Here is a 15,317-nt window from a genome sequence, read left to right as displayed (position 1 = left end):
ATATAACTACATAAGGACAATCACTTTGAATAAAACGCAAAATTCGCTTGAGGCCACTCACCATTATAAGCGTCATTTTTTTGCACTTTTCCAGGAGTACTTCTACCATCTCTAATTTGTTGGGTTAATAAATCTTTTAATTCCTTAACCTTTTCAGGGAATTGACCTGCAACATTATTTTTCTCCTTGATGTCCTTTTTTAAATTATATAAAACCTCTTCAGCGTAAACATCTTTGTGTTTTTTTGTTTCTCCTGATGCCATGATTCCAGAGTTTGGTGATACAATTAATTTCCAATCTCCTTTTCTTATAGCAAAAACACCATACTTGTCATGATGAATAGTTGCATCTCTTAAATAATCGCCTTCGTTAGTTAATAAAGGCATCATGCTAAAACTATCTTCTGCCTCATTATCCTTAAAATCATAATGGATAATTTCTGCACAAGTTGCCATAAAGTCTGTAGTACAAATTGTGACGTCTGAAACCGAGTTTGGTTTAATTTTTTCTGGCCATTTTACTAGAAAAGGTACGCGATGACCACCTTCTAAATAGCTTCCTTTATAACCACTATAAATATAACTTGGACTGTGTTTATTCTGCCTTAGCGTTTTTAAATCGTTAGTAGTTGCAAAACCGTTATCACTGGTAAACACAACTAGCGTATTTTGATCAATGCCTTGTTCTTTTAGGGTTTCAAAAATAGTTCCCATTAAGTCATCAATCATAATTACAAAATCGGCATAGGGACTTTTAATGTCACTTTGACCTTTCCATGGTGCAATAGGTAATACAGGGTTGTGCGGAGAAGGTAAAGGGATGTACATAAAAAATGGCGTTTCTTTATTAGCGTTATCCTTAATGAATGAAATTGACTTTTTTACAACGTTTGGTAATACTTCCTCATGTTTAAAATCATCTGCAATGTCACCTCTTATCCAAGTCGCATATGGTGATTGTTTTTTAGTTTGAGAAGATATTCCTGTTGGTACCATAGTCGCTTTGTCATTTTCTATATACACAAATGGCGGCATATTTAAGGATGCTGCAATAATATAAGAATAATCAAAACCCATATCTAGAGGTCCGAATTTTAAAGGTTGGCTATAATCGATATCCTTGAAGTTTAAGCGATTTGATTGCTCAGAATAATGATCAAATTCTAGGCTATTGTTTTTCATGGTCCAATTTAAACCCAAATGCCATTTTCCAATATTTGCTGTTTTATAACCATTTTCCTTTAGCATTTGTGCAACCGTTAATCTACCTTTCTGAATTAAACTAGGCGAGTTTCCCCATGTTACAAATTCTTTTAAAGGCGTACGCCAATTGTAACGTCCTGTTAATATTCCGTATCGCGTTGGTGTACAAACCGAAGAAGAGGTATGTGCATCATTAAAACGCATCCCTTCTTTTGCCATATTATCCAAATGTGGTGTCTGTATTTTACTATTTTCATTATAAATACTTAAATCACCAATACCTAAATCATCAGCTAATATGTAAATAATGTTAGGTTGCTTTTGCGCATACATAGCATTGCAAACAAAAAAAATCATTAATACTTTAAAATACTTATTTTTCATGTTTTTATTTTTTAAAACTAGCTTTAACAACAAAACCCTTTTTATTACTATTTACACCTTTTAAATTCACTTCGAGACCGTTATCGCTTTGTTTCCAATCTACTTTTTTATCGCTTCCTAAAACTCTAACATTTATGATATGGCCTTTGGTTTTATTCAATGACTTGATTAAAATTTTATCCGCTGCCGGTACAAGAGATATGGCAAAGACTTTATTATCCTTTGCAGTAAACCAAAAATCGCTATTGGTAAAACTTCTTGCAAACCCTTTTGCTGCCCTATGACCTGTGCCATCAAGAAGCGTTTCCTCTTCCCCTTCATTAGCAACAACCCAACGTGAAGTGCCATAAACCGCTTCTCCATTGGTAGCAATCCATTCTCCCATTTCTAAAAGTCCTTTTGAACTCGCTTTTGGGACATGGCCGTTCCCATCAGGCCCGATATTTAATAAGTAATTCCCTCCTTTTGAGATGATATCTACAAAATAATACAACAACTCTTTAGTGCTTTTCCAGTCCTGATCGTAAACCTTATATCCCCAAGAATTATTGGTTGTTCCACAAGTTTCCCAGTATTTATCTAAGGTTACCTTCGCTGATGGTATTTTATTATCGCCTGCATCTAAATAATCTCCGAACTCCCAACCTACTCTTCGGTTTACCAATATATTAGGATTGGCCTTATAAACCATTTTGTAAAATTTAAAAGATTGGTCTTCAGTGGTAAACCCTTCACCATCAAACCAAATTAATCGCAGTTTTGGTAACAAAGCGATGAGCTCTTTAATTTGAGGATAACTTTTAGATTCATAATATTCAGCATGGGTATTCGGGCTAGGATCCCATAAATTTTTACCCGAACTATGTGTATAGATTCCTAAAGAATCATTTACTTTTTTAACGTTAGCATAATTACCATCTCCACCATCATTCCAGTCGTTGCCATGAGAATAATATACACCAAAATCTAGACCTTCGTTTAAACAAGCCTCATATAATTCCTTTACAGCGTCTGCTTTATAAGGCGTTGCGTCTACCACATCATATTTAGAACTTTCGGAATCAAACAAAGCAAAACCATCGTGGTGTTTAGAAGTAATCACGACATATTTCATTCCTGATGCCTTGGCTAATTTGGCGATATTCTGAGCAAAAGATTTATCTGGATTAAAAGTTTTAGCTAGTTCTGCATATTCTACTCTTGGAATTTGAAATGCATGCATGAGCCATTCTGCTACTTTGGGTCCGGAATATGGCGAATGGTTAATTTTAGTTCCTTTCCACATACCCCCAGCTTGAGAATACAAACCCCAATGAATAAACATTCCGAACTTTGCTTCTTTAAACCAATCTAAAGCTGCCTGTTTTTCAGGTGATTCGTGCATTTTTAACCAGGCTTGGTGGTACAATCCAGAACCTACAGGTGTTTTATAGGAAGGTACCATTCGAATTTGATTAAAATTTGCTTCAGTTTCAATAGTAAACACATACTTTTTTGAAACATCACTAATCTTAATCGGGTTTTTAAATTCTGAAACTATTTTATTATTATACGTGGTATAGTCTTGCTTAAATTCGCCTTCTAAATACTGACCATCTATATTTACTTTTGCTAAAGATGTATTTGTTGGTAAAGCATCAAAAACAACTTGTACAAAATAATCCACAGGGTGTTTTATCTCCACAGCCCAACTATAGGTATTTCCTTCTTTTACGCCCTTCGTTTTATTTAATAGCACCCAATTTTCTGTTTGGTCAAAAACCTGAATTTCATCCTCTTTCTCTTTTTGCCCACATCCTAAGAAACCTAAAAAAACAGTAAAAAGAATATATTGAATGTAATTTTTAGTTCGCATTTTAATTATTAGAAATTATTTGGTCTTTATTTGGTTTCTGATGCTATAGCCTTATATTCTTCTTCTGTCATCCAAGACAAATCTTCCCAATAACCTGTATCATTCTTTTGATAAGTTCCTTTTGTAGTGCGTCCACTAGCAATTATCTTATTTATTTTAGCGGTTAGCTCTTTTACCTTTCTAGGATGTTGGTTTGCCACATTTTTCTTTTCACTTGGATCGCTTTCTAAATCATATAATTCGACTTGTTCTCCTTTTGCTGTAGATGGTAAAATTAATTTCCAATTTTCGGCGGTAATACCATATCTAGGCTTCTTTACGGCATCACTCCTATTAATTAGCGGCAAACGCCTATATACGCTCTTTGAATCTATTAAAACCGAAGCAAAACTTTGGCTATCTTCTCCAACATTGTCGGCAAGTTCCATATTCATTAAATCGGCAAAAGTTGCTAATAAATCAACTTGCCCAATAGGTTTAGTCCAAGTACGACCTGGAGATTTAATTCCATTAGGCCAACGCACTATAAAAGGGACTCTATGCCCGCCTTCATACACCGAACGTTTTCCTTCTTTTAAGTCGCCTCTACTATCGTGGTTAAAATCTTTAATACGTTGTTTCCATGAATTCTCAGGACCATTATCGCTTGTAAAAACAATTAAAGTATTGTCGTCTAAACCGGCGTTCTTTAAATACTTTAAAATTTGACCAATATGATAATCGGTTTCAATAACAAATTCACCATAGGCCCCTGCCTGTCCTTGGCCTTTAAATTCTGGTAATGGAGCCACCGGATAATGAGGTGATGTATAAGGTAAATACAAGAAAAAAGGTTTATCGTTTTTAGCATCAGCTTCAACGGTTTTCATCCAATCTATCGCTTTTTCCGTAAATCGAGTTAAGCATTGATTATCAGTAAAATCTTGAGCGACCTCAAATCCTTTTTTTCCTAATTTTTCTTTTGTTTCTTGTGGTGTGATATCATACGGAGGCATAATTCTATAATCTATATGCCTCTCATTTTTCTTTTTGTTGGTGAACAATGTTGGTGGTACTTTAGCAAACCGTCCTTCAAACCAAGCGAGAATTCCGAAATTTAAAGACGCGGGAATGCCATAAAAATAATCGAAACCTTTATCTAAAGGCATGTCTTTAACTGGTTGCGACCAATCTCTGTTTTCTGGTGTTCCTGGAAATTCCATTCCCAAATGCCATTTACCCACCATTCCTGTATGGTATCCTTGAGATTTTAAAAGTGACGCTAAAGTTTCTCTTCCATCTTCAATAAGGCAAGGCGCTTCCGATCCCAACACCCCATTTTTAAGAGTTGTTCGCCAACTGTAACGCCCGGTCAATAAGGCATAACGTGATGGTGTACAAACTGATGACCCACTGTGTCCGTTGGTAAAAGAAACACCTTCGTTAACCAAGTGATCTAAATTAGGTGTTTCAAACTTGGCCTCTTTATTTAGGGCACCTACATCTCCAAAACCTTGATCGTCGGTATAAATAACAATAATATTTGGACGACTATTTTTTAGTTTTTCCGAACTTGTTTGTGCATCTGCTAAGGGAGCACAAAACATTAATGCCATAAAACTAAAATGAATTAATAAGATGCGCTTCATGCTATTCCTTTAATTGATTTTATGAAGTTTACCTTTAACCATATATCTATTTTCATCAATTAAAATAAAAATATACTCCTTAGCTCCTTCAGGAATAGTTACTGTATAGTTCAATTTATTTTTATCGCCATCTACAGGCACTTTTATATAGGTTGTTGAATGTTTTCCTTGCTTAGCTTTCTTCCCGTTCTTTTTAACTTTAATAGGGTCTCCTATTTTTATAAGCACATAGCTTTCATCTACTTTAGATTTTCCTTTTTCTAATTCAATGGTCACTTCTCGAGATTTAGCGTCGAAAGAATCTGTTGTAATAGTTGGTACCGCTGCTATATTTTCTTGTTCAGAAGCATCTTTAGTATTCGCTATACTCTTATAAGGTAACGAAGCGTTATAATCTTGTAAATATTTTTCTAATTTATCAGATAATGCTTTCGTTATTTTAGGTTCTTTTTTTGCGATATCGTATTTTTCTTCTAAATCATATCGTTTTCCATCCTTATACAAACGATGCAATACATACGTACCATTTTCAAAGTTTTTATACAATTTATAATCTCCAGATCTTATAGCCGATTGGTTTTTAGAATTGTCTCCATAAGGGTAATGCCACCACAAATCTTCTCTTACTTTTCCATCTTTTTTGACTTCATTTTCATGCTGCAACAAAACGTTAGAAATATCTAATCCATCTAAATCAGTGCTATATTTAGCAGGTATTTTACTTTGGGTAAGATTTAAAATAGTTGGATAAAAATCTAACTGATTGATTAAAACATCTTTTGTTTCCTCTTTAGGTATCTTTGGTCCAGAAATAAGCATTGGAACTCTAATACCACCTTCTTCGGTATATTTTTTTCCTTTGTCTAAAGGTGCATTGTCAGACATAATTTCGGTTCTACGTTGTTCAGCCCCACCGTTATCAGAAGAAAAAAAGATGTAGGTTGTTTCGTATAATTTTTTACCAGGATTTCTAGGGTCGTCTGTTTTCTTTAGTAAATCTATCACACGTCCTAAACTCCAGTCTAAAGTAGTAACCATCGCTCCAAAATAAGGATTGTTCTGTCCTTTTGCAGTCATTGGCACATCTTCTTTCGGAAATTCTATGCCTAATTTATCACAATAGTATTGTAATAATTTTTTGTTTTTTGTATGAATTGGGTAATGCACCATCCAATGTGCTAGATACAAAAAGAAAGGTTCGTTTTTACTTTCTTTAATAAATTTTAGGGCGTTTTCAGTCACCTCGTCCTTTGGATATGAAATTCCATTAGGAGATTCTTTGGTAAAAGGAAAGTATTTTTCTTCGCTTAAACGGTACTTGTCGTTTTTATCATGCGTTGCAAAATAATTTACACGGTTATTAGCACCTTTAGGTCCTTGATGTGCTCCTCTAGATTCGTGTGTAAAATCAAAACCTTGATTGCTAGATTTTTGAATTTCAAGAGACCCTGCATGCCATTTACCAACATGCCCTGTTCTATACCCATTCATTTTTAAAGCTTCTGCAATGGTAAAGTTTTCTGGCATTAATCCTTCAGGAAAAAAAGGACTAATAAATTTTGAATTTCTATGAGGTTTTGGAATTCCTCCTCCAGTTACATTTGTAATTCCTGTTTTTGCAGGATGTAGACCGCTTAAAAGAGCAGATCTAGATGGCGCACAAGTTGGTGCAGCAGAATATGCATTGGTAAAATTCATAGCATCTTTTGCTAGTTTTGCAATATTTGGCGTGTCCCAAGCACAGGGTTCATCTAAATCATTTAATTCTACGTCTTGCCAACCCAAATCATCAGCATAAAAAATGATGACATTGGGTTTTATTAAATCACTTTTATTTTGACTATTTATAACATTCGAAATAAATAGTAAAATAAGTAATACCCCTAAAAAACTTTTTTTGTTTTTCATATTAAATATTGTTTATACGCTATTTTCTAATGATTGTTGTTCTTTTTGTTTTTTCTGTTTTTCTTATTCTTTTTAACGGTATTAGCTACTTCTAATGGATGAAATTTACTTTTAACCATAAATCTATTTTCATCAATTAAAATAACACCATATTCAATAATATCTTTTGGAGCCGTAAATGTGAATTCTAAATTATTTTTGCTAGCTTCTACAGGCGCTTTTATAAAAGTTGTAGAGTGCTTTCCTTTTCTGCTTCCTTTGTTGGCAATTTTTATCAATGCATAACCTTCTATTACGTTAGATTTTCCTTTTTCTAAGGTAACAACAACTTTACGGGTTGCTGCATCAAAAGTATCACTGTTAATTACAGGAATAGCATCTACGTTTTCTAAAGCGGTACCTCTTTTAGGAGTTACCGGACTTTTATAAGGATATTGAGCATTATAATCTTTTAGATATTTTTCTAATCTTGTAGATAAATCCTTTACAACTTTCGGATTTTCTTTAGCGATATCGAACTTTTCTTCTAAATCAGCTCTTTTTCCGTTTTTGTACAATCTGTATAATTCGTAATTACCTTTAATATGGTTTTTATACAATTTATAATCGCCACTTCTTATAGCAGATTGCATTTGCGTATCTGTATTATGAGGAAAATGCCACCATAAATCTTGTCTTGTTTCTCCTTTGTTGTTTTTTACAACACTTTCATTATTAAACAAAACATTTGAGATATCTAACCCATCTAATTCTGAACTGTATTCAGCAGGAATTTTACTATCTGTTATGTTTAAAAGTGTAGGAAAAAAGTCTAATTGATTGATTAATACATCTTTTGTTTTTCCTTTTGGAATATTAGGACCAGCAATAACCATAGGTACTCTAATACCTCCTTCTTGCGCATATTTTTTACCTTGATCTAAAGGAAAGTTGTCTGTAACAATATCTCCATTTGCTTTTTCTACCCCTCCGTTATCAGAAGAAAAAATAATATAGGTAGTTTCATATAATTTTTTGCCAGGGTTTCTTGGATCATCTGTTTTCTTTAACAAATCTACCACACGACCTAAACTCCAATCTAAGGTAGTTACCATAGATCCGTAAAAAGGGTTTGTTTGTCCGCCTGTTTTAATAGGGATGTTTTTTGTTGGAAAATCGATTCCTAATTTATCACAATAATATTGTAATAATTCTTTGTTTTTGGTGTGAATAGGCGCGTGTACCAACCAATGTGCTAAATATAAAAAGAAAGGCTCGTCTTTACTTTTAGTAATAAACTCAAGTGCTTTTTCTGTAACCATGTCTTTAGGGTACGAAATTCCATTAGGAGCATCTTTTGTAAAAGGAGGATATTTTTCGGTACTCAATTGATAACGATCATTACTGGCATGTGTAGCAAATTCAGTTAAACGCGTTACATCTCCTTTAGGACCTTGGTGTGCTCCTCTAGATTCATAAGCAAAATCAAAACCTTGGTTGGTAGATTTTTGAATATTAAGGCCTCCAACATGCCATTTACCAACATGCCCTGTTTTATACCCATTCATTTTTAACGCTTCTGCAATGGTAAAGTTTTCCGGCATTATTCCTGCAGGATAAAACGGAGCCAAATAATTAGAACGTCCAGTAGGTTCAGGAATGCTTCCTCCACTTACATGAGTTACGCCTGTTTTAGTTGGATGCAAACCAGTAAGTGTTGCAGCTCTAGATGGTGCGCAAGTAGGTGCAGGAGAATACGCGTTGGTAAAGTTAATACCCTCATTTGCTAGTTTTGTAATGTTGGGAGTATCCCATGGGCTTGGTTCGTCTAAATTATTTAATTGGGTGTCTTGCCAACCTAAATCATCAACATAAAAAATAATGATATTTGGCTTAATAGCATTTCCTTTTTTCTGACCCTGAACCGGAATAGAAAAAAGGGATACTGATAAAAGTATCATAAAAAAAGAGTGCATTGTTTTCATTTATATAGTTGTATTAATCTTTATTAGTTTTTATTTCCAATTTAATGTTGCTGTTTTGTTTTTGATATCTAGAACAACATCCAAGTGCTCAAAAGATCTTGTATATACATAACCTTCTTTTTTTGCATAACCTTTTGGTGCTCCTAACTTTTTCTCGTACTGAGGAAATGTTTTTAACCACACCATAGACTGTTTAACACCGTAACCATCGTGCGGGTAGATGTAGCTGTACTTTTCTGCACAAACTAAAAATATCGCTAACAAATAATCTAATCGTTCTGATAAATCTTCATTGTCTGTTATTCTTTGTCTAGTGTCGTCAATTCCTATTTCTGCATTTTTTAAGGCTTTACCTATACCCAAAGACATGGCAATAACCTTTCCTTCTCTTGCCGATGTTTGAACAGCTTCAATGCCTGTTGCTAGGTAATCTTCATAAGTCATGCCAAAACTTTCATGTTCGAAACCTTCTAAGTAAGAACCTGTAAAAAAATTTAAGTATTCTCTACCTACATCTTTAAATTCTGGTCGCACCCTTAACATGTTTGCAATTAACAAATTATCCTTACCTAACCTACTATTTAAGGTTTCCATCATAGATAAATATCCTACTTCAACAGCTTTTTGTTTTTCAGTCCCCACTCTACTCTTAAAAAAACTTGGAACCAACACTTTAATATTGGCATCCAAAAACAAACCATCAATAGCCGGATTATTAGCCATTTTGGTTACATGCTCTAACCAATATGAACGTACCGTTTCTTGAGACAAATCAAAAAATCCTGTTTTATTATTTGACATTAAAGCCTTTTTTTCTTTAGAATCAACCAAAAATGCTTCTGGGTGCTTTTTTAAGAATGCTTCATCTTCTTTATAACTAGGCCAATTAATAACTACATTTTTATAATACAGTACTTTAGCTTTTGGATTTATTTTTTTAACCGCTTCTGCCGCTTTAATAACACCGGCTTCAGTAGAACCATAAGTTTTACTTCCTGTTGTTTTCTCGAAGGTAATCAATGGATATTTTGCCAAATAGTTTAGCTCCTCTTTAGTAAACTCGGTATCTTTTCGAAGATGCATATACAAAGGCATAGTATTCCATGAAAATTCTGGTAAAATAGAACTCGCTGTATTACTTACCTTCTGAACAACTGTATCTTTTTGAGATTTACAAGAACCCAAACAAATAGTTACTACAGCTAAAAATATAATTATATAGTTTTTCATAATGTAAGGCAATATTTTAGTTTAATGTAATTTTAAATCCTATAGCCGGTTGGTTAGGCATATTATTAGGGCATTTTATTATTAAACCTTCAGTAGTTTGTGTCCAACTAATTTTTTCAGGACTGCCTAGTAATTCTATCTTCTTTATTTTTTCATTTAAAACCCCTCCATTTTTTAATGTTTTAATCACAATAGCTTGGGTTGGTGGCGCTAACACAAAAGCGAAAAGATTTCCATCTTTTGTTGTAAAGCGAATATCTTTTTCAGAGAATTGTTTTAAATTCTCCCCAGCTCTTTTAGTCACAATTTCAAGAGGGCCTTCACCAAAAGTTTTCCAAGGTCTGGTATTGTAAATACCTTCTTGATTAATCTTTACAAAGGCGCCAAAGTCACTTAGCATTGTTATTTGATTATTAGGAATTGTGCCATCGCCTTTTAAAGCAATATTAATCATCACAACACCATTTTTACTAATAGCATCTAATGCATTACCAATTAAAACATCAAGAGACATTTTGGTAAACGAATGTTTTCGGTAAAACCAACTTCCAGATAAATCGGTTGCCCAAATCCATGGATGCTTTTGTTGCTCGCCAAACATTCCTCTTTCCAAATTATAGGTAAATGCCGCTTTATTTTCTTTGGTGTTTTTAAAAGATAAGACGGTAGTCTGTTTTCCGTTATTCTCTTTTAAATCTCTATTCAAATAATCAGAAAAAAGTTTAACCCCCAAGCCTTTCCCTGTTTTTATTGACGGATAAGGCGAATCGTTATTAAACATATCTGGATCATATTTTTCAATTAAATCCCAAGAGCGTTTATACCAGTGTGCGTTCCAGCTATCTTGACTAGCAAATTTAAAGGTATCATAATCCATGTTAAACAACTCCCATTCTGGAGTCCCTTTTTGTTGAAATTTTCTAGCCGTTCTAAAAAAACGCGGTGACCAATATAAGTGTGTGGATACTCCAAATTTTAAATCGTGTTTAATTGCAGCATCCTTCCATTCTTTAAGAATATCCTTTTTTGGCCCCATCTTTACCGAATTCCAAGGAAAGAATGAATCATACATATCAAAATTATCATGATGGGTTGCTACTGGCATTATAAAACGTGCGCCAGATTCTTTAACAAACTTTACAATAGCATCAGCATCAAAATTTTCAGCTTTAAAATCTGATATAAATTTTTCGTAACCAAATTCAGAAGGCGCTCCATATCTTTCAGCATGCCATTCAGATAATTTTACAGTCCGCAATCGGTCTGGTTCATTTCGAGCATCATAATCTTGATCGCCATACATGCGTCTGCCATAATGCGAACCATCTTCGGGTCTATTCTCATCAATTGAAGACGGAATACCCCAATGCATCCAAACACCAATTTTGCCGTCTTGAAACCATTCAGGCACTTGGTAATTTTTAGCCATAGACTCCCAATTTGGTTCTATAGTTTTATATCCATGAGGCTTTAGTTCATTTTGACTAAAAGAAAACAGCGAAGTAACCAAAAGCACATAAGCTATTAAATATTTAATTTTAAACATGGAATGATATTATTATATTTATTTGATAAAATTAACAACAAACTATAAAACCTATTTTCTCTTTTTAGTCAAAAGCTTGCCATATTCAACCATGTAATGAAATAAATAAAAACCAAATTTACACCTAAACCATAGGTTATAAGTAACTAGCCAATTTTAAATGGTATTAAATTACTAAAGTATTAAAAACAATACTAAGTTTGCGAATACCAATTTTTATTAAAAGTTTATTCTTAACTAAACCCTAAAAAAACAAACAATTTAAATTGTTTTTAGCTAAAAAACCTCGTAATCCCTTATTATAAATCAATTGCTTAAAATGAGCAAAGAATTGAGCGAATACAGAAAACCTATTTTTAGGCATATAAATTACTTTAGCAAAAACTAATTAAACTATAATTAAATATGAAAAAAATTCTAACCATTTTTCTTCTTATACTTAGTGTCCACGTTTTTTCGCAAGAGAAAAATATAGTAGGAAGTGTTAAAGACGAAACAGGACAGCCTTTGTTAGGTGTAACCGTATTAGTTAAAGGTACTTCTAGAGGTGCAGTGACCGACTTTGATGGATACTACGCAGTAAGCGCTAAAACGGGCGACGTTTTAATCTTTACTTATTTAGGAACGGAGACCAAAGAGATAAAAATAGCAGATCAAAACACCATTAACGTTACGTTGGTAAAAACAGATACCACACTGGATGAAGTTATTGTAATTGGTTATGGTACTGAAAAGAAAAGTGACTTAACAGGTGCAGTATCCTCTATTAAAGCAAACGAAATTGATAAAATTGGTGCAGTTGGTATAGAGCAAGCATTGTCTGGTCAAGCAGCAGGGGTTAATGTTACACAAGCTTCTGGAGCACTTGGTTCTGGAGCGTCTATTACTATTAGAGGGCTTAGTTCTTTAAGTAGCAGTGAACCTTTATATGTTATTGATGGAATTCCTTTAGATAACACTTCTGCTCCTGGTTTGGGAATGGGAAATGAGGATATGGAAAGTTCTGAAATTAGTCCTCTGTCATTAATAAACCCATCTGATATTGAATCGATAGAAGTACTTAAAGATGCGTCTTCTACGGCAATTTATGGGTCTAGGGGTGCAAATGGTGTTATTTTAATTACAACAAAAAAAGGCAAGGAAGGAAAAGGTGTTATAACGGTTGATCACAGTTATTCTATAATAGAAATCCCTAATTTTATTGACTTGTTAGACGCTAATGAATACACCATTTTAAAAGATGAAGCGAAAGCAAACGCAACTGGATCGATTTCTGCTGTACTAGATCCTGGTGAAATACCAGTTACACGTTTAGATTCTGCTCGTGTAGGATTATTAAAATCAACAAATTGGCAAGATGCTATTATTAGAACGGGAACATCATCTACCACAAATGTTACTTTTAGTGGTGGTAATAAAGATCTTAATTATATGATTTCTACAGGTATTTTAAATGCTGAGGGTATTGTAGATCGTACAGATTTAGATAGGATAACAACAAAGGCTAGTGTAAGAGGAAATGTATCGGAAAGATTAAAAGTAGGACTTACGCTTAATTATGCCCATGTTACTTCTAATCAAAAAGGAATTAATACTAAGGATAATGATACTAAAGGATCTACAAGTGCACTAAAGCGTGCCTTTAATGCGGCGCCTTATGATAAATATGAGGAAGTTGAAGAAGATGATATTGACCTTCTTGATGGATTTTCTCCAGTAACTTCATTGTTGGCTAATGACTATAATAATTTATTAACCGAATTTAGAGGGGGTTTAAAATTAGACTATAAACTGACTAATAACCTTATCTTTAATACAGCTTTATCACATCAAAATAGAAATACCGAAAAACGTTATTATCAAAATGACCTATTAGGACGCTTTTCTGAAGGTGGTAAATCTAAACTTTCAAATGCAAGAACCACACGTTCTACCATTACAAATACATTAAATTATAAAGCCAGATTTGGTAAACATAAAGTAACGGCTTTACTTGGACAATCTTTAGAAACTTCTGAAACGGAAAATATAACCATTTCAAACTTTGGGTTTCCAAATGATTTATTATCGTATTATGCTCCAGAAACAGCGACATTTAATGATCCTGATCGCATAACGTATTCAGCTAATAATTTATCTTCTTGGTTTGGTAGGGTAAACTATAGCAGTCCTGGAAGTAAGTACTTATTTACGTTAACAGGTCGATACGAAGGGTCTTCTAAGTTTTCTGCAAATAACAAATGGGCCTTTTTTCCTGCAGCCGCAATTGCCTATAAGTTGACTAAGGAAAAATTTATGAGGAATGTAGATTTTTTAAATGAATTAAAGTTTCGTGCTAGTTTTGGATATTCTGGAAATCAAGCCATTAAACCGTACCAATCTTTAAATCAATACGAAACGGGGTTAACAGGATTTAATGAAAGTGCCACAACATATTACAGCCCTAATCAGCTTCCAAATGACAACCTAACTTGGGAAACCACGAGTCAATTAAACTTAGGTGTAGATTTTGGCTTGTTAAAAAACAGAATAACAGGATCTTTTGAATATTATTTAAAAGAAACAAAAGATTTATTGTTTGCAGACAATGCTATCGCTATTCAATCTGGATTTGGTACTTATACTGAGAATTTTGGGGAATTACAAACAGAAGGTTTGGAATTTGATATCACAGCACGTATCGTGAAAAACAATAATTTTTCTTGGACCTTTAGAGGAAATGTAGGAACAGGAAAAACAAAGATCACAGATATGGGATCTGATTATATTGCGAGTGGATGGGATCCAGGATATATTTCAGGAGGAACACAACGTTTAATTATTGGAGAGGAAGTTGGTGCTTTTTATGGATACAAAACCACAGGTATTGCTCAGTTTGATGATTTTGTAGAATTTCAAGGGTTAACACCTGATGAACAAATAGCATTGTACAATCAAGACCCTTCAAAAGGAGACTATACCTTTGTTGAAGGTTTTGATAAAGGCGTAACACATACCGAATTAAAACAAAGACCAGGAGAACAACTCTACGAAGATCTAGATGGCAGTGGTGATTTTAATGAAGCGGATAGACAAGTTATAGGACGTGCTCAACCGGATGTTTCATTTGGAATCACTAATACGTTTAAAATAGGTAAAGTAGATTTTTCGTTCTTCTTTGATTCTCAAATAGGTAAAGATATTGTAGCAATTCAAAATATGAGGTTATTAGAGTTTTCAGATCGACAAGCTCTAGCTATTGCTTTAGAAAGATGGACTCCAGAAAATCCTAGTAGTGTGTTTCCTAGAGTGAGCAGTTCGGAAAACAGAGCGAGTATATATAGTTCAAGATACATAGAAGATGGTTCTTTTCTTCGTTTACAAAACATGACTATTGGATACTCACTACCCGATACTATATTAGCAAAACTAAATGTTTCTGCGTTTAGAGTATTTGCATCCGCAACCAATATTTACACTTGGACAAATTACACCGGGTATAGTCCAGATGTGTCTTTAAGAGGTTCGTCTACAAAAGCTATCGGACATGACAAAGGAGGTTATCCTTTAGGAAGAACTGTAAGAGTAGGTGTAAAATTAAGATTCTAACACAATAAAAGA

Annotated in this window: 8 protein-coding genes; 1 reads left to right on the top strand and 7 read right to left on the bottom strand. The window is 33.8% G+C overall.

What is annotated here, in order from left to right:
- Window positions 1-20: 20 nt before the first annotated feature.
- Genes ABJM36_RS13375 through ABJM36_RS13345 form a run of 7 tightly spaced genes read right to left on the bottom strand, consistent with a single transcriptional unit; the run spans window position 21 to window position 11,717 of the window.
- The gene (locus tag ABJM36_RS13375; RefSeq protein ID WP_348452000.1) at window positions 21-1,586 is read right to left on the bottom strand and encodes an arylsulfatase; all 1,566 of its coding nucleotides are present in this window, start codon (window positions 1,584-1,586) and stop codon (window positions 21-23) included.
- 4 nt (window positions 1,587-1,590) lie between these two features.
- Window positions 1,591-3,441: an alpha-L-fucosidase gene (locus tag ABJM36_RS13370; protein WP_348451999.1), complete on the bottom strand. Its 1,851-nt coding sequence runs from the start codon at window positions 3,439-3,441 to the stop codon at window positions 1,591-1,593.
- A 26-nt stretch (window positions 3,442-3,467) separates the two neighbouring features.
- Window positions 3,468-5,069 carry an arylsulfatase gene (locus ABJM36_RS13365; protein ID WP_348451998.1) on the bottom strand — a complete coding sequence of 534 codons (1,602 nt, stop codon included), beginning with the start codon at window positions 5,067-5,069 and terminating at the stop codon, window positions 3,468-3,470.
- 9 nt (window positions 5,070-5,078) lie between these two features.
- Window positions 5,079-6,977: a sulfatase gene (locus tag ABJM36_RS13360; protein WP_348451997.1), complete on the bottom strand. Its 1,899-nt coding sequence runs from the start codon at window positions 6,975-6,977 to the stop codon at window positions 5,079-5,081.
- A 26-nt stretch (window positions 6,978-7,003) separates the two neighbouring features.
- Window positions 7,004-8,941 carry a sulfatase gene (locus ABJM36_RS13355; RefSeq protein WP_348451996.1) on the bottom strand — a complete coding sequence of 646 codons (1,938 nt, stop codon included), beginning with the start codon at window positions 8,939-8,941 and terminating at the stop codon, window positions 7,004-7,006.
- Window positions 8,942-8,971: 30 nt separating this feature from the next.
- A complete protein-coding gene (locus ABJM36_RS13350) occupies window positions 8,972-10,171 on the bottom strand; it encodes a putative glycoside hydrolase (RefSeq protein WP_348451995.1) in 1,200 nt (399 codons plus the stop codon).
- Between the two features lie 16 nt (window positions 10,172-10,187).
- Window positions 10,188-11,717 (bottom strand): alpha-L-fucosidase, encoded by a 1,530-nt coding sequence (locus ABJM36_RS13345; protein WP_348451994.1) that lies wholly within the window; start codon window positions 11,715-11,717, stop codon window positions 10,188-10,190.
- 405 nt (window positions 11,718-12,122) lie between these two features.
- Here ABJM36_RS13345 and ABJM36_RS13340 point away from each other — a divergent pair, with 405 nt between their 5' ends.
- Window positions 12,123-15,305, top strand: coding sequence for a TonB-dependent receptor (locus ABJM36_RS13340; RefSeq protein WP_348451993.1), 3,183 nt, complete (start codon window positions 12,123-12,125; stop codon window positions 15,303-15,305).
- Window positions 15,306-15,317: the final 12 nt, after the last annotated feature.

The sequence above is a fragment of the Algibacter sp. genome (assembly GCF_039977455.1).
GTDB lineage: Bacteria > Bacteroidota > Bacteroidia > Flavobacteriales > Flavobacteriaceae > Algibacter_B.
This window is presented reverse-complemented; position numbering and strand designations above follow the sequence as displayed.